Origin of the sequence: uncultured Maricaulis sp. (assembly GCF_963976135.1) — a bacterium.
GTDB lineage: Bacteria > Pseudomonadota > Alphaproteobacteria > Caulobacterales > Maricaulaceae > Maricaulis.
In genome coordinates this window covers 1-23,129 of sequence record NZ_CAXBKN010000047.1, presented here as the reverse complement: position 1 = coordinate 23,129, position 23,129 = coordinate 1, and the positions used below count along the sequence as shown (strand labels likewise).

Here is a 23,129-nt window from a genome sequence, read left to right as displayed (position 1 = left end):
GGGGTGAGGGGTGTCGGCGGGACGCGTGCCCAGGATAAGCGTCGCTCAATGACTGTCCGGATGTAAGCGGAATCAGCCGTGATAGGCCCGGCTGACAGCAAAACTGTCTTCGAACCAGTGCCACAGGATCACTTTTCCATCGCGCACCTTCGCGCGGAGGGCGAAGGTGAACTCACCGGTGTCCCGGCCGGATTGAGTGGTGATCGCATTCATCGTGCCGAACACGGCAACGGTATCACCGGCGGCGAACGCATCGGTGTTTGTCCAGGCGGTGGTCTGGAAGTTCCCGCCAAAAATGCCCATGAATTCGAAAATTCTCGCCTTGCCGTCCCAGACACCGATCCAGGGCAGCGACGGGTCTCCTTCATTGTGCCAGACCATATCCTCGGCCATCAGGCTGGCGACCGCGGCGCTGTCGCCCGACCCCATGGCACCCATAAATGCCATTACGGTGTCAAAGCTCGATTGTGTGGTCGCGTCCATTTGCTGTGCTCCTGCGTGTTGTCCGACGATCAGCGCCAGTGAGGCGCCGAGTGCGGTTGTGAGAAAGACCCTGCGATTCATGCTGTTCTCCGATTGTTGCGCCCCGGCAAACGCCGGGACGGGGCTGGCGGTGTCAGCAGGCATGGGCGCCTCCTGTCTGAAGCGCATCAGATAGGCGGGATTCAGCTTTTCGATTAGCCCGTTATTGAGCGAAGCTTATTCTCAAAAATTCGAAAGATTAGCGGGCCGGCGATCAATCGGGGGCGCTCACGAATTCCGGGGTCCGACTGACCAATCTTGTTCCAGCTTCAGCCCGGCAAAACCATCCCTGAAACCCTTGCCAAGCAGGGTGCTAGTCTGGTCGGGTCCAGGCATGGTTTTCAGGGCGGGGTCTGGTCCCTCGGGCCGATGCCGCGCCTTTCATCCAGAGGCACACCGCCTTCGATGGCCCACCTGCCTGTCCGCCCCCTCGCGGGCACCCATATACTGTTGGCATCGGACTCGATGCAGGAGGTGCCAAAATTATAAAGAGCAGGGGCGGAGAGGGGCGGTGGTCCCGCAAGTCACGGATTCAACGCTAGTCTTCCGAATTGGGAGCCAAAATCAACGGCAGCTGAAGCGCACACCAGGGTATGAGCAAGGCCACACGGACGTATCACCAGAGGGTAATCCGGCATCAACAAGGCCACACTAGCGCCACCACACCTTTGCGCGTCGTGCAGCATCCGCCGGATTTCCTCCGCCGCGTTTACGTCGAAGCAACCGCAATCGCGTAGAGTGAGTTCGAATCGGCAAATCTGCCCCGCCTGAAAGGCCCGATGTCCGTATGATGCAGACCCTGACAGATCGAATTGACGGGCTTGATGCACGTGTCCTGGAAGGACGTGTCACGGCGCTCAATGGTCTGTTGGTTGAAGCTGAAGGACCGGTCTCCGGTTTGAGCCTCGGTGCACATGCGACGATCGTCACCGGCCGGGGCACAGCGGAATGCGAGATTGTCGGCTTTCGTGGCCAGACCGCCCTGATGATGCCCTTCGGGCCGCTGGAGGGTATTCGCCCCGGCGCCAAGGTCGTCCTGCAACCGGATTCGGCGCGGGTTCGCCCTTGCCTGAGCTGGCTGGGCCGGGTCGTGGACGGCTTCGCCCGCCCGCTCGACGGCGGACCGGCGCTGAGCGAAGGCGCTCATGCCTACCCCCTCAAGGGCGACCCTCCCATGGCGCACGGCCGCGCCCGCCTCGGCGAGCGGATGGATATGGGCGTGCGCGTCCTCAATGCTTTCGCGCCGATGCGCCGCGGTCAGCGGCTCGGGATTTTCGCCGGCTCCGGCGTTGGTAAATCGGTCCTGATGTCGATGCTGGCACGGGCCTGCGATGCCGATGTCATCGTCATTGGCCTGATCGGAGAACGGGGCCGCGAAGCGCGCGAATTCGTGGACGATGTGCTCGGGCCGGAAGGCCGGGCACGCTCGGTCGTGGTCACCGAAACTTCGGACGCACCGGCGCTGGCCCGCCGCCAGGCCGCGCACTTGACCCTGACCGTTGCGGAATATTTCCGCGACCAGGGCAAGGACGTGCTCTGCCTGATGGACAGTGTCACCCGCTTTGCCCTCGCCCAGCGCGAGATCGGCCTCGCCGCCGGCGAGCCGCCGACGACGCGCGGCTATACACCTTCCGTTTTCGCCGAATTGCCGCGCCTGCTTGAGCGCGCCGGCCCCGGCCCCGAGCGCCGCGACGGCCGCAAGACCGGCACGATTTCTGGCCTGTTCACCGTGCTGGTCGATGGCGATGATCACAATGAGCCGATCGCCGATGCCGTGCGCGGGATTCTCGATGGTCATGTGGTGATGAGCCGGGCGATCGCCGAGCGCGGCCGTTTCCCGGCGATCGATGTCCTCAAATCAGTCAGCCGGACGGCGCCGGAAGTCTTCGCGCCTGCCGAGCGGCCGCTGGTCGCCGAGGCGCGCAAAATGTTGTCGGCCTATGCCGATATGGAAGAATTGATCCGTTTGGGAGCCTACACCCACGGATCGAACCCGGCGCTAGATCGGGCAATTGCTCTCAACGATCCGTTGGAAGCATTTCTTGGACAGGGAAAAGACGAAGCGGCGGACATTCCGTCGACATTCGCGACCCTGGCCGGGATTTTGGATGGTGAAGGAATACCCTCATGACACGCTCACACGAACCCCTGATCCGGCTGGCCCGGTTCAAAGTCGAAGAGTTGCAGAAACAGATGGCCGAACTGGACCGGTCCAAGGGCGCGCTGATCAACCAGATCGAGCGGCTCGAGGTTTCGGTACCTGAGGAGCAGGCGGTCGCCACGCAATCACGTGATGGATATCTGGCCTATGGGTCCTACGCCCAGGCGGTCATCAAGCGCAAAGAGAATATCCGCTCTTCGCTTGATGAGGTCGAGGTCCAGGCCGACGCCTTGCGTGCGCGGCTCGGCGAAGCATTCCAGGAACTCAAGAAGTTCGAAGTCCTGGAAGAGCGCCGCCTGGCTCATATCGAGCGTGCCCTGCGGGCGGCCGAGCAGGACGAACTGGACGAGATCGCCCAGATCCGTCACCGCCGGCCGAATTGATCCGCTCAGAAATTCTGTGACCAGGTGACATCGAGCCGGAGCGAACGGCCCGGCTCGCTGACGCCTGCGAAAACGCGCTCATAATCGGCGTCCAATACGTTCTCGACACCGGCATTGAGTGAAAGGCCGCGCCCGGCCCAGGGCCGCCAGCGCGTGTAGAGATCCAGCACGCTGTAACCGTCCCGGAAACTGGCCGGATCGGTCGCCTCGTCGAAATCACCCGCGATCTCGGCCCGGGCACCCAGGATCAGACGCTGCGGCTCCAGATTCCAGCGTCCGTCCAGATAAAGGCGTGCCGGCGTTGACCGGCCAAGCGGATCACCCGTCGCCGTGTCCTTGCCGTCGATATCGGACAGGCTGGCATCGAGGGCGAAGGCGCCGGTCTCGAATTTCAGCTCCGCCTCATAGCCCGACAATTCCGCCGAGCGGACATTGCTGCTCTGCGTCGTGCCGGCCGAGCAGGGCAGGAAAAATGGCGGCGCGAAACACGTGGGGTCAAAGGCAAAATCCACACTCAGATCGATCAGGTCGGTGGCTTCGGTCTCAAACCAGGCCGCGCGCAATTGCAGCCGGTCGACGCCGCTGAACTGATCCGCCAGATCAAGGCTGAAACCCGCCTCAATGGTCTCGGTCTGCTCGGGCAGGAGATCGGGATTGGCGATGAAGCGGTTGGAGATGAAGACCGGCGCGCCCAAGATGATATGCGGCAGCGAGAAATGCGTGCCATCCAGATAAAGCTCATTGATCGAAGGCGCCCGGAAGCCTTCGCCCCAGCTGGCAAACAGATTGAAGTTTTCGGTCGGTGCATAGGTCGCGGCAAAACGGTTCGATGTCGCATTGCTGGAGGTGTCGGCCGCGAGCTCCGACGCGGTCTCGAAGGAATCATAGCGGATGCCGGGCAGCAGGATGATGCGGCCGGGCAGGCCGAGCGGTGCCGGGCCTTCCAGTTCCAGCTGGGTATAGCCGGCCGTGAACTGACTGGTCGCATCGGGCGCGCCGCCGCGTATGCCGCCGGTCTCGGCGCTGTCATAGCCGTCCTGCGTGTCTTCATAATACTCCCCGCCCACAGTCAGGCCGGCATCGAACTGGCCGAGCTGAAAGGCGAAGCGCTGATCGGCGCGGATGCCGGTGGTTTCCAGATCCCGGCGCAATTGGCGTCCCGAGACCAGCTCCGCCTCATCGACGCCTGTCGTATTGCGATAGACGGTCAGGTCCAGATCCATCCAGCTCAACCCGCCCGGCTGCTGGCCTTCCAGGGCCATGATGACTGGACGGTCGAAGATGTCAGCGCGGGCGACCGTGCCGGCGCCTGGTCCCAGACCGTCTATCAGGTTGATGACAGCCCGCGTTATGCTGCAATTGGAAGCTGGATCCACGCAGCTGAGGCCTCGACCTGGGAACCACCAGTCTCCTGGCGCCCACTGCCGCGCCGGGATGACACCACGCGTGAAGACTATGACGTCATCGCCGCCGTCAACCGCCACACCGTCACGGACTGGGGCTGGATCCATGAGCAGGACAATTCAAAACTGATTGTCCGTGATGGCGCGACCGAGGAACTCGTCCGTGAAGTCGGCGTGAATACTTATCGCCGTGCCGAACTCGAAGGCGCCGCCGCTGCGCACGCCTATTGGGATGCGACTGAAGACTATTGGGTGCATGTCCGTGACCGTTTCCTCCAGCTGGAGACGACCACCCGCCGCTTTCACATCGAGGATGATGCCGAGGGCACACTCCTCTATGGGCCGGTGCTAGATGCTGGCCAGCGCGTCCTGTTCGGGATGGAGGATGTCGATGCCGCCTGGGCCGATGCGCAGACCTATCTCGACCGGCAGATCACCGAGCTGGAATTGCCCGGCCGCTGACGCATCGGCCAGCGCGGGCCTGCCTTTTGGCAGGTCAGCGCTCGCCGATCCGCCGTTTGGAAAAGAAGATCGCACCGATCAGAACGAAATAGATTGCCAGCCGCAATAAAACGACCACTCCGCCGCGTTCATCGAGCCGGGAGAAGGCAAAGTCGAAGGCAAAATTCGGCGGAACACCGATCGCCCAGCGATAGAAAAAGGGCGCGACCGCATCGACCATGAACATGATTGCGGCCGCAGCGGGCCATTGCGGCCATTTCCGCATGATCAGGGCTGCGACCAGTGACAATACGATGATCAGCCACCAGTCATAGCCCGTGAAGCCATTGCTCAGCCGGTCATAGAATGAATCATACATGGCGTTTCAGCTCCCCCCGATGGCCTGTCGCCCAGACTACGCGGCTTCGCGGCCGCGCGCGAGTATTCCTGCAAGGGCTTGATAATCCTTGGCGGCGTCGCAATCGGGCGCCCGCACGGAAACGCAAGTCTGGGTTCGTATCGCGGCCGGTACAGTGGCGTCGCGCCGAACGATGCCCGCCAGGGTCGGTGTGAAGCTGAGGAAGGATTCGCAGGTCTTGCGGAACGCACCGAAGGCATCGCGGGCCGCATTGGCATTGGGGGCATTATTGACCACGACCAGCGGCGAGGCACCCTCATCATGCAGGCGCAATGTCTTCACGAAGGCATAGGCATCGGTCAGCGAGGTTGGTTCGTCATTGATGACGATGATCACATCATCGGCGGTCAGGGCCAGGCGGACAGTGGCGCGGTCGGCACCGGCGGCGAGATCGAGAATGGCGCGGTCATAGGACAGGGCCAGTGCCGCGACACCCGTGGCCAGCTTGGTCAGGCCGGGCCCGGACAGATTGGCCAGGGCACCGGAACCGGAGCGCCCGGAAATGACATCAAATCCGCCGCGCTCGGCGGCGCCGCCGATGGCCGGACAGACCGCGTCTTCGAGCGAGGTCTTGCCGCTGAGAACATTGACGATATCCGCGCGTGGCTGCAGACCGAGCTGAACGTCGATATTGGCCATGCCGAGATCGCCATCCATCAACAGGACGCGCTCATCCATCAGGGACAGGGCGCGGGCCATGCCGACGGCGAGCGTCGTCTTGCCGACGCCGCCCTTGCCGGAAGCGATGGCGAGGACACGCCCGGCGGCGCGATGATGGGGAGCCGAGGCAAGTTTCATGATCAATCGGATTCCTCATAGGGGTGAGCGCGGGTTTCAATCAGGGCGCGGGCCAGCCGCAGAGGCGTTGCCGGAGCGAGGCCGCCGCCGATAAAAGGGGTCGATGACATTTGCGCGAAGGCCAGGCCGGTTTCGCCAACGCCGAGCAGGGCACCAAGGCGCCGCGCGCAATCCAGTTTGACCGGGATACAGCGGCTCGCCCCGATCGAGGCAAAGAGGGACGCGGCGTCCTCGGCATCTTCAGGCGTCAGGCCGGCATCAAAGACGTAGACGATTTCCGCTTCGCTGGAATCGGCGAAGGCGAGCGTCATATCGAGATCATCGAGTTCGAACGGATTGACGGCCGGACTGTCGATCAGCGCCGGCCCGTCGAATTCACGCATCGCGTCGGCCAGTTCGCGCGGGTCGTCGACGGCGATGAAGCTCGCCCCCATTTTTTGCGCCAGCGCTTGCAGGCGCGCATCGGCACCGGCGCGTTCGCCATCGCAGGAAATCAGGGTCGGGACAGAGCCGGCGGCGATGGATCGCGCCGCAGTCTTGGCCAGCGCAGATGTCTTGCCGACGCCGGGTGTCCCGGCAAACAGGACAGCGTGTTCCGGGATGGCGGGCAGGGGCTGGAATGCATAGCGGGCCTCGATGGCGTGGGCCAGCCGGCCGACCGCATGGCCGTCTGCGAAGTCCTGGGCCGCCTTGATCAGCGATTGGGCTGCTGCGCCGGGTGTGCGGTGGAAGCCCAGCGCGCGGATAACCTGGTCGAGATGTTCATCTTCGCGATCCCCGCGCGCAATCTCGGCAGCATCCGCGAGACGCTGCGTGCGTTCGCGCACTGGCTCCACCGGGTCGGGATGGTAGGCCATCTCGCTCGCGGCCCGCACCTGGACCCCGCCATTGGGCCCGTCCGAGGTGGCGATGATGACAGCCTCCGCGCCCATTTCCCGGCGCACATCCGCCATGGCTTGAGTCAGAGTCTGGGCTGCAAAGGTTTTCAAACGCATCGAGGATCACTACCAGGTCAATTGTTGGTCGGTCAGCCGACATGCCCCAGCGTCTTGAGACGTGCGCTCGGGTGGATCTCGTTCTGCGACATCACCACCGTTTGCGGGCGGAAACGCTCCACCAGCGAACGCACATACGGACGAATCACGGGGCTCGTCAGCAGTACAGGTACATGACCCTGTGCCGATGCGGTTTCAAAAGAGTTTCTAACTGCAGCAACAAACTCATGAAGTTTCGATGGTGCCAGGGCGAGTTGTTTGCGGTCGCCTTCGCCGATCAGGGCTTCCAGGAAGGCCTGTTCCCATTGCGGGGTAAGGGCGAGCACCGGCAGGGTGCCGTTTGGCGCCTTGTTGCTGTGACAAATCTGGCGGGCCAACCGGCTGCGCACATGTTCGACGATTGGTTCGATCCGATTGGTCGATGCACTTGATTCGGCGATGCCTTCGACAATCGTCGCCAGATCGCGAATCGAAACGCGTTCGCGAATCAGGGATTGCAGAACGCGCTGGATACCGGCGCGGCTGATTTGCGACGGCGCGATATCGTCAACCAGCTTGCGGTGCTCCTTGGAGAGCTTTTCGATCAGCTTCTCGACTTCGGCGTAAGAGAGGAGGTCCGACATGTTGTCGCGCAGCAATTCGGTCAGATGGGTGACCAGGACGGCGGCTGGCTCGACAATCGTATAGCCGCGGAAAGAGGCTTCCTCACGCAGATTCTCGTCGATCCACGTCGCGGGCAGACCAAAGGCCGGCTCCTTGACGTGTTCGCCCGGCAGTTCGATTTGCATGCCGGCCGGATCCATGACCAGAAGCTTGTGGAGCTGCAGCATGCCGCGCCCTGCTTCGAGTTCCTTGATCCGGATCGCATATTCCAGATTGCCCAATTGCATATTGTCGACAATGCGCACCGCGGGGGTGACGAAGCCCATTTCCTCGGCGAGCGAACGGCGCAGCGCCTTGATCTGGTCAGTCAGCTTGCGGCCATCAACATCATTGATCAGCGGCAGCAGACCATAGCCGAGCTCGATCTTGAGCTCGTCCATCGCCAGGCTGTCCTCGATCGGCGCTTCGCCTGCCGGAGGCGCATGCGATTCGATTTCGGCCGCGTTCTCAGCTTCTCTTTCTGCCGCCTTGCGTTCGACGATGTCGCGATTGAACCAGGCCAGCGCGCCGGTGCCCGCCGCCATCATGGCGAAGGGAATGAAGGGCATGCCCGGCAGGACGCCGATGATGAAGGTGGCAGCCGAGACCAGGCCGAGTCCGGCTGGATTGGCGACCATCTGGCCAAACAGGGCCTTGTCGGCCTGGCCGTCAACGCCGGCCTTGGAGACCAGCAGGCCCGCTGCGACCGAGATGATCAGGGCCGGGATCTGGGAGACCAGGCCGTCGCCGATTGTCAGGCTGGAATAGGTGCCGGCGGCCTCGGCAAAGGGCATGCCCGACTGGGCGACGCCGATAATGATACCGCCGACCAGATTGATGCCGGTAATCATCAGGCCGGCCATGGCATCGCCGCGGACGAATTTCGAGGCACCGTCCATGGCGCCGAAGAAATTGCTCTCGCCTTCAAGATCCTTGCGGCGCTGGCGCGCCTCGTTTTCGGTGATCAGTCCGGAAGAGAGATCGGCGTCGATCGCCATCTGCTTGCCCGGCATGGAATCGAGGGTGAATCGGGCTGCGACTTCCGCGATCCGGCCCGAACCCTTGGTGATCACGACGAAATTCACGATCACCAGGATGGCGAACACGATCACGCCGATCACGACATTGCCCTGCATGACAAAGGCGCCAAAGGCCTGGATGACCTCGCCGGCGGCGTCTGTGCCCTCGGCCCCCTTCGAGAGGATAAGCCGGGTCGAGGCGATATTGAGGCCCAGGCGCAGGAGGGTGGTGATCAACAGCACGGCCGGGAAAGCCGAAAACTCAAGCGGTCGCTTGATGAAAAGCGCGGTCATCAGCACCAGGACCGCGATCGAAATCGAGATCGCAAGCGCCAGATCGAGCAGCATGCTCGGCATCGGCAGGATCAACATCACGAGGATGCCGAGAATGCCGACGGCCAGGGCGACATCGCCCTTGAGAATCCGGTTCAGGAAGGCCTGTGGATCGAAGGCGCCGCTATTGGGACCTATCGAGCCGGAGGCTGAAGTATCGGCCAAGACTTATCCAATCACGCGACTGAGACGCCCATGGCGGGCTGGTTGGGCTGGGGAACCGTAACGCCCTGCTCGGAATAGAGTTTGAGCTTGTTGCGCAAGGTGCGGATCGAGATGCCGAGAATATTGGCCGCATGGGTGCGGTTGCCCAGGCAATGGTCGAGCGTGTCGAGGATCAGGTCCTGCTCGACCTCGGCCACGGTCATTCCGACCATGACCCGCTGGGCGGCATTGGCGGCATCGGACGCCTGGCGCACGGCCGTATTGCCGGAGCCGGAGAAGACCGACCCATCGGGCATGCGGATGGCATCGGGGCTGATTTCCCGGCCGGTCGCGAGCAGCACGGCGCGGTGCATGGCATTTTCCAGTTCACGCACATTGCCCGTCCATTCGCGGGCGACGAGATGAGCCTTGGATGCTTCGGAGAGAGGCAGCGGCTCAACCTGGTTTGCAGTGGCATACTTGCGGATGAAATGTTCCGACAAGGCAAGAATATCGGCCGGGCGCTCGCGCAGGGGCGGCAGCGCCAGATTGACGACGTTCAGACGGAAGAGCAGGTCCTCGCGGAATGTGCCTTCGGCGACGGCCTTGCGCAGATCGCGGTTTGAAGTCGCCAGGATCCGGATATTGACCTTGACCGGCTTGGTGCCGCCAACCCGGTCGATTTCCCGTTCCTGGATGGCGCGCAGGAGTTTGGCCTGCAGCCGCGTATCCATTTCGGAGATTTCGTCGAGCAGAAGCGTGCCGCCATCGGCCTCCTCGAATTTACCGATCCGCCTCGCGATGGCGCCGGTGAAGGCACCTTTTTCATGACCGAACAGCTCGGATTCGAGCAGATTTTCAGGAATCGCTGCGCAGTTGACGGAGATGAAAGGCGCACCGGCACGCTTGGACTTGGCATGGACATGGCGGGCCATGACCTCCTTACCCGAGCCGCTTTCGCCGGTGATCAGGACTGAAGCGTCCGAACCGGCAATCCGGTCGGCCAGGGTGATGACGGTCTGCATCGACGGATCGCGGGCGATCATCGGGCGTTCGTCATCGGAAATGGCCTCGAGGATGGCGGCGATCAGGTCGGCATCGGGCGGCAGAGGAATGAATTCCTTGGCACCGGCACGGATCGCGGCGGCGGCCGCTTCGGGACGGACATTGACGCCGCAGACGACAACCGGGACGATGATGCGCTCGGCCTCATTCGCGGCAATCAGCGCCTGAACATCGAGCGAAAGATCGACCATGATCAGATCGGCGCCGCGGCCAGCGCGCAGATGCGACGTCGCTTGCTGGATCGTGTCGACCTGCGCCACGGAGGCGCCGCGGTCTATCGCGATTTTGGTGGCGGTGTGCAATTGCCCACCGAGGCTTCCGACGATCAGGACTCGCATAATGTCCGCTCCATTGTGTTCATTGTCTCAAGCTGCCGCTTACGCAGCATCCCCGTCCTTGATGATTTCGGTCATTGTGACGCCAAGCCGGTCGTCGACGACGACGACCTCGCCGCGCGCCACCAGGCGATTATTGACGTAGATATCGATGGCCTCGCCGATTTTCCGGTCGAGTTCGACGACGGATCCGGCGGTCAGCTTGAGCAGGGAATTGACGTCGATCTGCGCCTTGCCCAGCACCGCTGAAATATTGACCGGGACATCGAAAACCGGGGCGAGATCGGCGGCGCTCTTGGCGGCTTCGTCGATCATGCCTTCCCGTGGCTGCTGATCCTCGACCGGGACGGGTGTTGCGTCCTTCTCGAGCTCTGGCAGGTCGAAATTCGTATTATCAGGCATGGTCAGCCTCCTTAAGCCGCAGATGCCTTGGCAGCCGGGCCGGCCGCCGCATCTGTCGCGGTTTCTTCCTGGGATGCGGCAGCGAGCCAACGCGCCACGACTTCGCCCAGCCGGGCGTCGATATCCTCGGCCGAGCGTTCGATCGCACCGGTCGCCCATTCCAGGCGAACATCGGCGCCGCTCATTTCGGCATTGCCGCGCACCCGGATCGCACCTTCAAAGCCGAGATCGCGTGCTGTACGCTCCAGCCGTTCGGCCAGATCCTCGACCAGTTCCGGCGCGCAGCGCACGGACAGTCTGGGCTCGTCGCGCAAATCCTGAACGGCTTCGGCAGCGAGCTGCTCGATCGTGTCGATCGGATAGGCGTTCAGCGCCTCGCCGGCGATCTTGCGAGCTGCGGCGAGTGCCAGCTGCGTGGCGCCGGCCCGAAGGGCGGCCGACTCATCGGCCAGGCGTGACAGGATGATCTGCATTTGCGCGCCGATTGTCTGCAGGGACTCGGCGCAGCGGCCTTCTTCCATCTCACGGCCTTCCTCGACGCCCCACATGCGCGCGGAGTCGATGTCATCCTGGGTGAAAAAACGCTTATAGCTCTCGCCATCACGCAGGATCTGGCCGTCATGGTCGAACTCGGTGTCGAAATCAAACTTGGTCGGGCTCATGGCTGGGCCATCCTCAATAAATCAGTTCGTCGTCGGCGCCGCCGTCGGCGAGCAGGATCTCGCCCTTGGCAGCCAGGTCCTTGGCGAGCGCGACAATGCCCTGCTGGGCGGTGTCGACATCCTTCAGCCGGACCGGGCCGAGCGAGGCCATGTCTTCGCGCATGATCTTGGCGGCACGTTCAGACATGTTGGAGAAGAAGAGGTCGCGCAGACTGTCGGAAGCGCCTTTCATGGCAAGGCCCATCTGGTCCTTGTCGATGGCGCGCATCAGGGTCTGGATACCACCCGGATCGAGCTTGGACAGGTCTTCGAACACGAACATCAGCGAGCGGATCTTCTCGGCGCTGTCACGATTGCGTTCTTCCAGCGCCGCCAGGAAGCGGTTCTCGGTCTGGCGGTCGAAATTATTGAAGATGCTGGCCATCATCTCATGGCTGTCATGCTTGGAGGTGCGCGCCAGATTGGACATGAATTCATTGCGCAGCGTCTCCTCGATCTTGTCGAGAATTTCGCGCTGGACCGGCTCCATGCGCAGCATGCGCGTGACAACTTCCAGGGCGAAATCTTCCGGCAGCGAACCGAGAACGCGCGCTGCATGTTCGGCTTTCACCTTCGAGAGCACGACCGAGACCGTCTGGGGATATTCATTCTTGAGATAATTGGCGAGAACGACCTCGTTCACATTGCCCAGCTTGTCCCACATGGTCCGGCCGGCGGGACCGCGCAGCTCTTCCATGATGGTGTCGACCTTGTCGCCGGGCAGGAAAGAGCCCAGCAGGCGCTGGGTCGCCTCAAACGAGCCCATCAGCGAGCCGGTCGATGACATCTGGCCGACGAAATCGACGATCAGCTTCTCAACGGCGGCCGCCGTGACGGTGCCGAGATTGGACATGGCCGAGGAAACCTCGCGGATTTCCTCCTCGTCGAGATGGCTCCACAGGCCGTGATCATCCTCGCCCAGGGCGAGCAAGATGACGGCGGCCTTTTCAGGGCCGGACATTCTGCTGGGGTCTTCGATCGCCTTGCTACGGTCAATTGCCATCATCAACCCTCATGTAGCCAGGTGCGAAGGATCGAGATCGATTCTTCTGGATGGGACTCAACGATGCTCGCCACCTTTTTCACCGACGAGGCTTTTACCTGACCGTCGATTTTGGAGATGTCGATGCCGCTATCGGCCACCGGCCCCGCGCCGTCGGATGCGGATGCACCGGGGAGAGCCATCGGGGGCGCAGCACCGTCGATGCGCGGCGCGGCGCCACCGCCTGTGGCGCCGGCCAGGGCCAGCCCGGTCGGGATGGCCGTACCGCTGGCACCCTTGAGAAGCGGGCGTGCCACCAGGAAAATCACCAGCAGGGCGGTGATGAACATGACGGCGATTTCCGCAATCCGCATGAAGTCGCTCTTGGTGAGGCTCATGCCGGACGTTGCCGGCGTGCCGAGCAATGGGTCCGCCCGGGCAAATTCCATTTGCGTGACGGTCACGGAGTCCTGGCGGCCGCCATCCTCATTGACATAACCCATCGCGGAGCGAACCAGGGCCTCGATGCGGTCGATCTCGTCCTGGGAGCGTTCGCGCCACTCTACCGTGCCATCGGGCTGGGTTTCGATGATGCCGTCGACGGCGACGGCGACCGAGAGACGCTCAATGGCGCCGGCCTCAGTGATCTGGGTGCGGGTGGTGCTCGACATCGCATAGCTGACGACATCATTGGAGATTTCGCGATTGGATGTGGCACCGGCCATTGCCGAGCCTTCACCGGTCTCGCCGTCGGGCAGGTTTTCCGAGGCCGACACGCGATTGCTGTTGGCACCATCCTGATCGATGCTGGTTTCGCTGCGGCGGTCGCGCGATTGAACGACAGCGCCGTCTGGATCGTAAATCTCCGAGCTTTCGGTGACGCTCTGCCGGTTGAGTTCAGCGGTCACCTGCACGCGGGCAGCGCCGGCGCCGACCACGCCCTCGACAAGGTCGAGAATATTCTGGCGCATCTGGCCTTCAATGCCGCTCTGGCGCTCATCCATCATGATGCTGACGGCCGAACCTTCGCCGCCGGCACCGGCCAGCTGGCGACCGCGATCATCGGCGAGGGAAACATGATTGGACTCAATCCCCGCGCCGCTTGCGACGATATTGCGGATCACGCGAACCTGTTCGCTATTGAGCTGCCCATTGGTGCTGATTGTTACTGCTGCGGTCGGTGCCTGCTGATCGCGGGCGAACAGGCGGCGTTCCGGCAGATTGAGGTGGACGCGGGCCGCGGAGACGAAGGCCATGGACTGGATCGTGCGCGCCAGTTCGCCTTCGAGGGCGCGCTTGGCGTTGAGATTCTGGACGAAACTGGTCTGGCCGAAGGAGTCTTCGCGGTCGAAGATTTCATAGCCGACCGAGGCACCGGTCAGCGGGCCGCCCGACGCGACCCGGACCCGGGCCTCGTCGACCTGGTCGCGCGGCACATAAATCGCCGTGCCGCCTTCCCGGATTTCATATTCGACATTGGCCTGGTCGAGCAATTGCGCGGCCGAAGCGGCTGCTGCGGGGTCAAGTCCGGAATAGAGAAGTGATTGCGAGCCGGCACCGACATTGCCGGAAAAATAGACGAGCGCAGCGGCGACGCCGGCCGCGAGACCGAAGATGGCGGCCAGACGGCCGATGCCAAAAGCCCTGAACTGATCGAGAAGCGCGTTCACTGGTTATCCTGCCTGTTCGATTACACGCATCTTGCGCGAACCACTGGGCAGAATTTTCCTACCTACCTCGTAAACGAGGCCTTAATGCGGGAACACAGGACATGTTTCCGGTCCGGCAGGGCAGGTGAGACAGGTGTGTTTTTTTATGCCGCGCACAGGAAAACGGCGACCCCGGGGGGAGAGGGTCGCCGTTCTTGCACAGATTGGTGCGATTTTGCGCTAGCGGTAATGCTGTAATCGAGTCGTGCGCAGACCGGCCAAGCCATGCTTGTCGATTGATCTTTGCCAGCCGAGGAATTCCTCGACGGTGAGCGTATATCGCTCACAGGCCTCGTCGAGCGAAAGCAAGCCACCGCGAACTGCCGCGACCACCTCCGCCTTGCGTCGAACCACCCAGCGCTGGGCGCCGGGATTCGGGAGATCCGCAAGGGTAAGCGGGCTACCATCCGGCCCAATTACATAATTTTCTTTTTTTTGAAGGCGCGGTTGCATGTCCGGTCCCCGTTGTTTGTTTGTAGGATCAACATAGGGGACGGGCTTTAACATCAGCCTAAGCTACTGGGTAAATTTAGGTTTAACCTCGCCAGTAAAATACGCTCATATAATTTGACCTGTCTGGGCATGAAAAAACGGGCCCCGCCGGCGTGGCGGGGCCCGTCATTCATTTAGCGCTGGCTAGCGGTTTATCGCTTCATTCTGATCGCTTCATCCAGCATTTCATCGGCGGTCGTGATGATCTTCGATGAAGCCGAATAGGCGCGCTGGGTCGTAATGAGTTTCGTGAACTCGTTTGCCAGGTCGACATTCGAGCTTTCCAGGGTTGCTGCGGCGATATTGCCTGCAGAACCGATGCCGGCGGTATTAAGTGTGTAGGAACCACTATCGCGCGTGACGCCATAGGCGCCACCGCCAAGCGCCTCAAGACCATCGGCATTGGCGAAGGTTGCCACCGGGATCTGGTAGATCCGCTTGACGATACCATTGGTGAATTTGGCAAAGACCATTCCGCTATTGTCGATGTCAACGCCGGAGAAGTCGCCATAGGGCGTGCCGTTGACCGAGGTCGCGGCGAGTGCGCTCTGGCTGTCGAACTGGGTCAGGCCGCCGGCGCTGGACGGACCGCCAAGCTCGAGTGAGATGGTCTGGGAATTGATGCCCTCCGATGCGGCCCATTGCACCTCGGTCGCGCCGAGTGCGGCGACATTGGCTGATGCCAGGAAATTGAGCGAAGACGGGATCGTGCTGTTGGCGGCGTCGAAATTGCCGTTCGCATCGAAGGCGATAATGCCGGTGGCGATCTGGCCATCAACCAGGCCGGCGCCCGTCGTTACTTCGCTCGCCGGGCTGACATGCAGCTCGGCATGCCACTGATTTGGCGTCGCGGATTTGAGCATCGACAGGTTGATCGTGCGCACGCCGCCCTGGGAGTCATAGATCGGGATGCCATACTGGACATCGGCTGTTACGCCGCCGGATGCCATATTGGTCGCGGATCCGGTGGCATCATAAGTCGCTTCGGAGGCCGAGACGGCCTGGCTGGCCTGCATGTTCGCGCTGAGACCGACTTCGGTCGTGGCCTCGGCAGCACCACCGACCGAGACGGGATTGATGATTTCCAACGAATTCAGGTCGGATGGGTCCGCGTCAATCGTGCCATCAGCCTGGACCGGCCAGCCGGCGAGATAGAGACCGGCGGAATTCTTGAGATAGCCGTTCGCGTCCGGCGTAAAACTGCCGGCGCGGGTAAAGGCGACCGGGTCAGTGGCGGTGAAGCCCCGGGTGTTCTCGCTGACCACGAAGAAGCCATCGCCCGACACGGCGAGGTCAGTTGGCGAACTGCCTGGGGTCAGCAGGCCGCTCTCGCTGATCTGGAGCTTGGTGGAGCTCATGATCCCACCGGCGGCAAATTGCTGCGACGAACCCTCTGAGCGATAGAGAGGGGTGAAGACGGCGCTGGCGCGCTTGTAGCCGACCGTGTTCACATTCGCGATATTGTCGGAAATGGCTGCGAGTGCACTGGAATTGGCGATCAGGCCGGACGCGCCGGCGATCATTGCGGAATTGATGCTCACGATAAGCTCCTTATTTGTGATTGGTTTTGGAGCGTTCTGCCATTGTGTGAGGCCGGTCTGCTCTTCTGGCGGTCCGGATCAGGCCAGCGGCCTGCTGATGTCTGCGATTCTTATTCCTGAAGCGCGAGGACCGAGGAGAGCGGAACTTCCACCCCTCCCATTTCCACGACGACTTCGGATCCTGAAAGGTCAATGCCGGTGACGCGGGCGGAGGCCCGGATCTCGGCCGTGATATTGGCACCATTTTCGGCGGCGGCATCGATCTCGAGCGAATAAATCCCGTCCGGCGCCGCGCTACCGCTCGTCGTTGTCCCGTCCCAGGTGAAATCGTGCCGGCCGGTCGTGGTGTCACCCGCGGTGCGATAGACGATCCGGTCGCTGGAATCCCGGACGACCAGCGATGTGTTTTTGGCGTTTTCCGGCAATTCATACTGCCACGAGGCGGCCCCGTCCTGCAGGCGGCTATCCGGGGTCAGTGCGGTTGCGACACGACCGATATAGCCTACCGATGAAGTCTGGGCGGCAGCCGACTGAATGATCAGCAGGCTTTCCAGATTCTGGTTCTGTGCGATCTGCTGCTCGACACCGGAGAATGAGACGAGCTGATCGACGAATTGTGTCGCATCCAGCGGATCGAGCGGATCCTGGTTTTTCATCTGCGCAGTGAGCAGGTTGAGGAACATCTCGTAATTATCGGCCAGGCCCGTCTGACTATTGGCCAGTGACGGGCTGGTATCCGTTACGGAATTGATCGCGCTTGCCATATATTATCTCCTAAACCCTGAGGTCGACGCCGTCGCGCCGCGACAGCCGGAATCCGTAAGCGTCGGCCGGGCCGGTCTCGATTTCGGCACCGACTTCCTGCGCGCCGTCCTCGTCCTGTCCATAGACATTGAAATGATTGCCCTGCTCGGCCTCGGCGGACTGTTGCTCGCCATTGCCCTCGTTGAGCTCGAAGGTCAGCCCGTCTTCCTCGAGCTCCAGCCCGGCATCATTGAGGGCGCGTTCCAGCTCGCGCGCGGAGCGCTGCATCTCGGCAAGTGTATCGCCGCGTTCGACCGTCAATGTGGCCTGGACGCGATTATTCTGGCTGAGCTCCAGCCGGATATCGACGCGCCCGAGTTCAGCAGGGTCGAGCCGGATGCCGAACACGCGCGAACCATTGGCAAAGCGCTGGGAAATCTGGCCCGCCAGATGCTGGGCCGCGTGCGGGGTGAAACGCGCGGCCTGGCCCGCCTCGGCGGCGCCGCGTGATGCGCTCTGTGTGGCCGCAGCCCCGGTGCTGGTCGTCGTGCTCAGCGCGGGGTCAAGGCTGACGCTCGAGACGCGTGCGGCCTCAGTGGTGAGCGGCGCGGCTGCTGCGGCTGGCGGCTGCGGCGTTGAGACCGGCAGCTCGCGACTCGTGCTCGGCGTCTCTGCTGGCGAGGCGGATGGTGTGGCAGGGGCAGCTTGCGGTGGCGCTGATGCGCTTGCGTTTTGGGCTTTGGCGCCCGCCTGGCCTGCCGCATTCGCGACGGGTCTACCCTTGTTGCGCCCGGCAGCGATATTGCCGTCGCGCTCATCCACGCCCTGGCGGGCCTGGGCGAAACGTCCGGCCGGAGCGGCCTCGGCAATGCCAGGGCTGACTGTCCCCGTCGCAAGTGACTGTGTCGGGGCTTGGCTTCCGGGGGTAGCCGCCGGTGTAGCGGTCACGGCCGGGCTGGCGGGCAGGGCGGGCTCACGCTGTGTTGGCGCGGGGCTGCTCGGTGAAAGCACGGCCATGACGGGCGGCTTCTCGGCCTTGTTCATTGCCGGGATTGTCGCCGAGCCCTGTGTGCTGATAGTGCCGGCTACACTCGAAGCTGGGCCGGCTTTTGTCGCATCGCCATCAGGTGGCGTGGGGCTCTGGTCCAGCGTGAGTTTTGCGCCAGTAATGCCATCGAGACCTTTTGTACTGACCGATCCTTTTTCCGCCTGCCCTGCTGCTCCCGGCGCGACGGCTGGTTCTGCTGCAGGATTGGCATTGAGGTCACGCGCAGTGCCTCCGTTTGGCACGGGGGTCGATGTCTGAGCAGCTGCGCTGGCGTCCCCGACGGGTATGGGAGAGCTGGCTGTCGCCGGATTCGCTACGGCAGTAGCCACCGTCCTGCCAGCCATGGTGTGGCCCGGGGGATTTGCGCTGCCAGGCAAGCCTGCCGGTGGAGGCTCGCTATGGACGGACTGATTGGCGCGCATCGGGCCCGCGACCGGGGCGGCTGATGCGGCGGAATCTTGGCGCGGCCCGGCCTTGGCGATGATTTCCGGTTGGCCGCGGTCGGCCCCTCCGTCCGGTCCGGTCGTCGGTGCCCCAGCCTGGGTGGTATTGGCCGGCGTTCCGGCCACGGCGTCGGTTCGCGCGGTCCGCGGGGCGGCCATGTCAGTTGGTGCTGCCGTGCTGGCTGGTGCTGCGGCGTCGCTATGCGCCGTGATATCGCCGGCATATTCCGGTTGGCCCTGGCCCGTCCATCCGCCTGCAGAGGCCAGCCGGGCGCCATCCGGCGCCGCATCGCCGGGGTTATCCGAGCCGCCGTCTGTTGATGCAGTGCCTGCTGGGGCCGTTGGGCTGCCGGGAGCAGTATCCGCGCCTGGCGAGGCGCCCGTGGCGGGCTTGGCGTTGCCTGCCGTTTCTCCTGCAGGTGTGCCCGCCGGAGCGGTCTCCTGTTGCAGATCACCGGGAGTGCCCGCTTCCGTCTTCATACCCGGCTTGCTGGCAGGCCCAGTATTGGCGGCCGGCGGCGTGGTCGGCGTTGCAAGCCCAACCATCGTGTCAAAGGCCGATTGGTTTGCAGTGCCGCTCGAGGTGTCAGCGCTGGCCCGGTCGGAGCCTGAACGGGCAGACGCGCCCCTCGATGCAGCCATGGCCGCATTCGGGGAGGTGAAATCTGCGCCTGGAACAATCGTTGGCATGGTCAAGCTAATCCACTCATTTGGCACACAATGCGTGCCGTGTCGGTGGAAGATGTCGCAAGCATCATGCCAGAGGGAAGGAGCATTAAGATCCTGAAATATATAATTAATTTCTGGGTAAGACAGGTAAATGGCGCATTCGACCCGGCGGATTGTGCCCGGTGGTGGGCTGAAGCTGCCGGGCGCGGCCGCGGGCATTTGGGGCCCGTTCGGGACGCCGGTTTTGCCGTGCCCGCCACGTGATTTTCGCGGTGTGCGCGGACTTGGCCCGACCCTTGCGATTAACCTTGCAGGACGTCCACCAGGTCGGGATGTCGGAAAGACGCAAATTTGCATGAATATGAAAGCAAAAACAGGTTCTTGTACGTCAAATGCGGACGCTGCCCGGAGTGTGCTGAGCCGTTGCGGGCTCGGCAAGCCTTGCCGGAGTGTCGGCAGTTTTGACCATCCGGGCTTCCTGTCTTGCGATGTTTCTAGGATGGCATCATGTCGCTGAACAGTATTATCGGTAGCGCCCTGTCGGGTCTGTCTGCGAGCCAGGCCGGCCTCAATTCGGCCGCCAACAACGTCGCCAATGTCAATACGCCCGGCTATGCGCGCACCCAGGCTGTGCAGCAGGCACTCAATATTGGCGGCGTCGCCATGGGTGTGCAGGTTGTCGGTATCTCCCGCATTGCCGATGTCTACCTCCAGGCGGCCTCGATCCGGGCAATCAGTGATGGCGAGGCGGCGCAGATCCAGGCCAATGGGCTGGACAAGGTGCAGTCGCAGTTTGGCAAGCTCGATGATGAGGGCTCCATGTTTGCGCGCCTGAGCCAGGCGTTCTCCAGCCTGTCCCAGGCCAGTGTTGACCCGTCGCAATCGGTCGCGCGCCTGTCGGCGGCTGCCGATTTGCAGGCGTTTTTCGATGAGACGAGCCGCTTGTCACTGATGATCACCGATCAGCGCCGCGACGCCGATTCCCAGATCCAGGCAGCGGTCCAGCGCACGAATGAAATTCTGAGTGAACTCAGCAGTTTGAATAGTAGCGCCCAGAGCATTAGCGTCGCCGGTGGCGATACGTCCGGCGTGGCCAACCGGCAATCGGAACTCCTCGACGAATTGGCGGGCTATATCGATATCAAGACCGAAACCAAGTCGGACGGGCGAATTATCGTACGCACCGGTGACGGTGTTGCGCTCGTCGAGACAGGGGTTTCCCAACTCGAATACACGGCGACGGGCAGCGGCGCGCTTGGTGTCAATTACGGCAAGATTTATGTGCAGCCCGCCTATGGTGCGCAGAGGCAGGAACTCAGCGGGCACATCGATAGTGGCAAGCTGTTCGGACTGATTGATCTGCGCGACCGCATCCTCCCGGAGATCGCCGATGAATTGGCCGAGCTGACGGCGGGCGCTGCCGATGCGCTCAACCTGGCGCACAATAATTCGGCGGCCTATCCGGCGCCGCAAACCCTGACCGGACGCAATACTGGCCTGGTCGCAGCCGACTTGCACAACTTCACCGGCGCCACGACGCTGGCGGTCACGGATGCTGGTGGCAGCCTGGTCAAGCGCATTGATATTGATTTTGACGCTGGCACGCTCAGCGTCGATGGCGGTGCCGCCGCCGCAATCGGGACAACGGTCGGCACACTGTCAACGGCGATCAATGCTGCATTGGGTGGCGATGGCACGGCGGTGTTCGCCAATGGTGCCCTGACCCTGACCGCGACGAATGCCAATAACGGCCTGGCAACGCTGCAGGATGCCGCTGCGCCGAGTGATCGCGCCGGCCGTGGCTTCGCCCACTTCTTCGGCCTCAATGATCTGGTCGCCTCAACCAGCCCCGGCTTCTACGAGACCGGACTCTCCGGTGCCGATGCTCACCAGTTTGCCACCGGCACATCGCTGAGCTTCCAGATCACCACGCCGGACGGACGGTCTGCCGGAACGGTCAATATCCCGATGGTGACCGGCGAAACCATCGCCGATGCCGTTACAGCGCTCAATAACTCAGCGACCGGGCTGGGCCGCTACGCCACATTCACGCTCGACGCCAATGGTCAGCTCACCTCAGTGCCGAAATCGGGTTATGGCGATTTCGACCTCAAGCTGACCACTGATGATACCAGCCGGGCCGGGTCCGGCCTGTCCTTCTCCAAACTGTTCGGCCTCGGCCTGGCCGCGACGGCCGGCCGGGCGCAGGCCTTCTCGGTCAATCCCACGATCCGCTCGGACTCCTCGAAGCTCGCGCTCGGACAATTGAATATCGGCGCAGCGACCGTGGCTGGCGATCTGGTTCTGACCTCCGGCGATGCGCGTGGCGGGCAATTGCTGCAGGCGGCCATGACCAATGTGCGCTCGTTCGATGCCGCGGGCTCGATCAATGCGGCCAATTCCAGTCTGCAGGATTATGCGGCTCGTCTGGCCGGCAGCATCGGGTCGCGCGCCGCGCGGGCCGAGAGCGAGGCGGCCTCGGCCGATGTGTTGCGCACGACGGCGCAGACCAAGCGCTCGAATGTGGAAGGCGTCAGCCTTGATGAGGAACTGGCCTCAATGACGCTATACCAGCAATCCTATAACGCTTCGGCGAGAATGCTGCAGGCGGCCAAGGAAATGACCGATGCCCTCATGAGTATTGTCTAGGAAACGATTGAGCCATGACACGAATCTCGACATCCGGTGCGACCCAATCGGCCCTGCTCGATCTGATGCGCGCCCAGCAATCCCTGTTCCAGGCGCAGCAGGAGCTCAGCACGGGCAAGAAGGGAAATGACCTCAAGGGCGTCGGCTATCAGGCTGAAACCATTGCCGCCAGCCGGACGGCGTTGTCGCGGGCACTCTCTTTTGAAGAGGCGGCGATCCGTTCGGGATCGCGGCTTGATGCGCAGAATGTTGCGCTGGAACGCCTGTCCGATTCGGTCGGCGAACTGCGCTCGGCCATGACCTCTAAAGATGGCACTTTCATCATGCAGGAGATCACGGACTCCTTTTATGGAGCGATCAATGCTCTGAACAGCCAGCATCTCGGCTCCTACATGTTCAGCGGAACACGCGATGATACCAAGCCGATGACGGTGAGTACGCTGACCGAACTGGCGGCCTTGCCTGTCGTGGGTGATGCGTTTCAGAACAGCGATCTGGAACCGACCGTACAAATCGACCAGAACACCAATGTCACGGTTGGACGTCTGGCCAGCGATATCGCGACCGACATCATGGCCTCCTTCAAGCGCATCGCCGAATTCGAGGCCGGGCCCAATGGCCCCTTTGTCGATCCGATGACCGATGTTCAGCAGGCATTTGTGATCGGCGAGCTGCAAAATATCGTCGCTGCCCAGGACGCGATCATTTCGGTCGTCGGCATGAATGGCGTGATGCAGGCACAGGTCGAAAGTTCGCAGCAGAGCCAGAAGGACCGGCAGAATTTCCTGATCGGCATGATCAAGGATATCGAGGATGTCGATCCGGCCGAGGCCGCGACGCGGTTTCAGACCGCGCAGAATGTGCTGGAAGTCTCGGCGAAAACCTTCGCCTCGCTGACACAGGTTTCGCTGCTCAATTATTTGCGGTAAGCCTTCCCCAACTTCAACCGTTTGCTGCGGGCCTTGACCCCGCTGGAGGCGAATATGTCTGCACCAGATACCGGCCGCGCCATGGCGCGTGCCGATGCACTCCTTTCAGATTTTGGCCTCGCCGGCGATCCGCTCGGCCTTGGCGGCAATCCCGCCGATCA

The 23,129-nt window shown here is 62.5% G+C and carries 20 protein-coding genes; 5 read left to right on the top strand and 15 right to left on the bottom strand.

Going from position 1 to position 23,129, the window contains the following annotated elements; all coding sequences use genetic code 11:
- Window positions 1–72: 72 nt before the first annotated feature.
- On the bottom strand, window positions 73–627 hold the full coding sequence (locus tag AAC023_RS08155) for a nuclear transport factor 2 family protein (RefSeq protein ID WP_339740001.1): 555 nt from the start codon (window positions 625–627) through the stop codon (window positions 73–75).
- A gap of 682 nt (window positions 628–1,309) precedes the next feature.
- Between AAC023_RS08155 and fliI the strand changes: the two genes are divergently transcribed.
- Together fliI and AAC023_RS08145 are read left to right on the top strand one after the other, a co-directional pair.
- Entirely contained in the window at window positions 1,310–2,653 is a 1,344-nt protein-coding gene (fliI, locus tag AAC023_RS08150) for a flagellar protein export ATPase FliI (RefSeq protein ID WP_339739999.1), read from the top strand.
- The gene (locus AAC023_RS08145; protein ID WP_339739997.1) at window positions 2,650–3,066 is read left to right on the top strand and encodes a flagellar FliJ family protein; all 417 of its coding nucleotides are present in this window, start codon (window positions 2,650–2,652) and stop codon (window positions 3,064–3,066) included. The genes fliI and AAC023_RS08145 overlap by 4 nt, the downstream gene beginning before the upstream one ends.
- A 5-nt stretch (window positions 3,067–3,071) precedes the next feature.
- Here the strand turns inward: AAC023_RS08145 and AAC023_RS08140 are convergent, their stop codons facing one another.
- Complete coding sequence (locus tag AAC023_RS08140) at window positions 3,072–4,289, bottom strand: TonB-dependent receptor (protein ID WP_339739995.1); 1,218 nt, start codon at window positions 4,287–4,289, stop codon at window positions 3,072–3,074.
- Between AAC023_RS08140 and AAC023_RS08135 the strand changes: the two genes are divergently transcribed.
- Window positions 4,218–4,931: a DUF6607 family protein gene (locus AAC023_RS08135; protein ID WP_339739993.1), complete on the top strand. Its 714-nt coding sequence runs from the start codon at window positions 4,218–4,220 to the stop codon at window positions 4,929–4,931. The two genes, AAC023_RS08140 and AAC023_RS08135, sit on opposite strands and share 72 nt — an antisense overlap.
- A gap of 34 nt (window positions 4,932–4,965) precedes the next feature.
- Here AAC023_RS08135 and AAC023_RS08130 read toward each other — a convergent pair whose 3' ends face one another.
- The 13 genes from AAC023_RS08130 to AAC023_RS08070 form a co-directional block, all read right to left on the bottom strand.
- Window positions 4,966–5,289: a hypothetical protein gene (locus AAC023_RS08130; protein ID WP_339739991.1), complete on the bottom strand. Its 324-nt coding sequence runs from the start codon at window positions 5,287–5,289 to the stop codon at window positions 4,966–4,968.
- Between the two features lie 36 nt (window positions 5,290–5,325).
- Entirely contained in the window at window positions 5,326–6,126 is an 801-nt protein-coding gene (locus AAC023_RS08125; protein WP_339739989.1) for an AAA family ATPase, read from the bottom strand.
- Window positions 6,127–6,128: 2 nt separating this feature from the next.
- Window positions 6,129–7,079, bottom strand: a complete 951-nt coding sequence (locus AAC023_RS08120) for a flagellar biosynthesis-like protein (FlhF) (RefSeq protein ID WP_339739987.1) — start codon at window positions 7,077–7,079, stop codon at window positions 6,129–6,131.
- A 74-nt stretch (window positions 7,080–7,153) separates the two neighbouring features.
- Window positions 7,154–9,280 (bottom strand): flagellar biosynthesis protein FlhA, encoded by a 2,127-nt coding sequence (gene flhA / locus AAC023_RS08115; RefSeq protein ID WP_339739985.1) that lies wholly within the window; start codon window positions 9,278–9,280, stop codon window positions 7,154–7,156.
- Between the two features lie 11 nt (window positions 9,281–9,291).
- A complete protein-coding gene (locus AAC023_RS08110) occupies window positions 9,292–10,662 on the bottom strand; it encodes a sigma-54 dependent transcriptional regulator (RefSeq protein WP_339739983.1) in 1,371 nt (456 codons plus the stop codon).
- Between the two features lie 39 nt (window positions 10,663–10,701).
- Window positions 10,702–11,061, bottom strand: coding sequence for a flagellar motor switch protein FliN (gene fliN, locus AAC023_RS08105; protein ID WP_091766336.1), 360 nt, complete (start codon window positions 11,059–11,061; stop codon window positions 10,702–10,704).
- Between the two features lie 11 nt (window positions 11,062–11,072).
- The gene (locus AAC023_RS08100) at window positions 11,073–11,723 is read right to left on the bottom strand and encodes a hypothetical protein (RefSeq protein WP_339739981.1); all 651 of its coding nucleotides are present in this window, start codon (window positions 11,721–11,723) and stop codon (window positions 11,073–11,075) included.
- 13 nt (window positions 11,724–11,736) lie between these two features.
- Window positions 11,737–12,723 (bottom strand): flagellar motor switch protein FliG, encoded by a 987-nt coding sequence (gene fliG, locus AAC023_RS08095; protein WP_339739979.1) that lies wholly within the window; start codon window positions 12,721–12,723, stop codon window positions 11,737–11,739.
- A 44-nt stretch (window positions 12,724–12,767) separates the two neighbouring features.
- Window positions 12,768–14,414, bottom strand: a complete 1,647-nt coding sequence (gene fliF, locus AAC023_RS08090; protein ID WP_339739977.1) for a flagellar basal-body MS-ring/collar protein FliF — start codon at window positions 14,412–14,414, stop codon at window positions 12,768–12,770.
- 219 nt (window positions 14,415–14,633) lie between these two features.
- Window positions 14,634–14,906: a DUF1153 domain-containing protein gene (locus AAC023_RS08085; protein ID WP_091766327.1), complete on the bottom strand. Its 273-nt coding sequence runs from the start codon at window positions 14,904–14,906 to the stop codon at window positions 14,634–14,636.
- A 191-nt stretch (window positions 14,907–15,097) separates the two neighbouring features.
- Window positions 15,098–16,486 carry a flagellar hook protein FlgE gene (locus AAC023_RS08080; protein ID WP_339739972.1) on the bottom strand — a complete coding sequence of 463 codons (1,389 nt, stop codon included), beginning with the start codon at window positions 16,484–16,486 and terminating at the stop codon, window positions 15,098–15,100.
- A gap of 110 nt (window positions 16,487–16,596) precedes the next feature.
- Window positions 16,597–17,250 carry a flagellar hook capping FlgD N-terminal domain-containing protein gene (locus AAC023_RS08075; protein WP_339739970.1) on the bottom strand — a complete coding sequence of 218 codons (654 nt, stop codon included), beginning with the start codon at window positions 17,248–17,250 and terminating at the stop codon, window positions 16,597–16,599.
- Window positions 17,251–17,260: 10 nt separating this feature from the next.
- Window positions 17,261–18,247, bottom strand: a complete 987-nt coding sequence (locus tag AAC023_RS08070) for a flagellar hook-length control protein FliK (protein ID WP_339739968.1) — start codon at window positions 18,245–18,247, stop codon at window positions 17,261–17,263.
- Window positions 18,248–19,897: 1,650 nt separating this feature from the next.
- Between AAC023_RS08070 and flgK the strand changes: the two genes are divergently transcribed.
- Entirely contained in the window at window positions 19,898–22,039 is a 2,142-nt protein-coding gene (flgK, locus tag AAC023_RS08065) for a flagellar hook-associated protein FlgK (RefSeq protein ID WP_339739966.1), read from the top strand.
- A 14-nt stretch (window positions 22,040–22,053) separates the two neighbouring features.
- Window positions 22,054–22,968: a flagellin gene (locus tag AAC023_RS08060; RefSeq protein WP_339739964.1), complete on the top strand. Its 915-nt coding sequence runs from the start codon at window positions 22,054–22,056 to the stop codon at window positions 22,966–22,968.
- The last annotated feature ends 161 nt before the right edge of the window (window positions 22,969–23,129 follow it).

What these genes read in the sequence shown, in the direction of transcription:
- fliI (WP_339739999.1), top strand. Translation starts at nt 1,310, where the DNA reads ATGATGCAGACCCTGACAGATCGAATTGACGGGCTTGATGCACGTGTC.
- flgK (WP_339739966.1), top strand. Translation starts at nt 19,898, where the DNA reads ATGTCGCTGAACAGTATTATCGGTAGCGCCCTGTCGGGTCTGTCTGCG.
- AAC023_RS08110 (WP_339739983.1), bottom strand. Translation starts at nt 10,662, where the DNA reads ATGCGAGTCCTGATCGTCGGAAGCCTCGGTGGGCAATTGCACACCGCC.
- AAC023_RS08140 (WP_339739995.1), bottom strand. Translation starts at nt 4,289, where the DNA reads ATGGATCTGGACCTGACCGTCTATCGCAATACGACAGGCGTCGATGAG.
- AAC023_RS08130 (WP_339739991.1), bottom strand. Translation starts at nt 5,289, where the DNA reads ATGTATGATTCATTCTATGACCGGCTGAGCAATGGCTTCACGGGCTAT.
- AAC023_RS08085 (WP_091766327.1), bottom strand. Translation starts at nt 14,906, where the DNA reads ATGCAACCGCGCCTTCAAAAAAAAGAAAATTATGTAATTGGGCCGGAT.
- AAC023_RS08125 (WP_339739989.1), bottom strand. Translation starts at nt 6,126, where the DNA reads ATGAAACTTGCCTCGGCTCCCCATCATCGCGCCGCCGGGCGTGTCCTC.
- AAC023_RS08145 (WP_339739997.1), top strand. Translation starts at nt 2,650, where the DNA reads ATGACACGCTCACACGAACCCCTGATCCGGCTGGCCCGGTTCAAAGTC.
- AAC023_RS08060 (WP_339739964.1), top strand. Translation starts at nt 22,054, where the DNA reads ATGACACGAATCTCGACATCCGGTGCGACCCAATCGGCCCTGCTCGAT.
- fliG (WP_339739979.1), bottom strand. Translation starts at nt 12,723, where the DNA reads ATGTCCGGCCCTGAAAAGGCCGCCGTCATCTTGCTCGCCCTGGGCGAG.
- AAC023_RS08100 (WP_339739981.1), bottom strand. Translation starts at nt 11,723, where the DNA reads ATGAGCCCGACCAAGTTTGATTTCGACACCGAGTTCGACCATGACGGC.
- fliN (WP_091766336.1), bottom strand. Translation starts at nt 11,061, where the DNA reads ATGCCTGATAATACGAATTTCGACCTGCCAGAGCTCGAGAAGGACGCA.
- AAC023_RS08070 (WP_339739968.1), bottom strand. Translation starts at nt 18,247, where the DNA reads ATGGCCGTGCTTTCACCGAGCAGCCCCGCGCCAACACAGCGTGAGCCC.
- AAC023_RS08155 (WP_339740001.1), bottom strand. Translation starts at nt 627, where the DNA reads ATGCCTGCTGACACCGCCAGCCCCGTCCCGGCGTTTGCCGGGGCGCAA.
- AAC023_RS08075 (WP_339739970.1), bottom strand. Translation starts at nt 17,250, where the DNA reads ATGGCAAGCGCGATCAATTCCGTAACGGATACCAGCCCGTCACTGGCC.
- AAC023_RS08120 (WP_339739987.1), bottom strand. Translation starts at nt 7,079, where the DNA reads ATGGCGGATGTGCGCCGGGAAATGGGCGCGGAGGCTGTCATCATCGCC.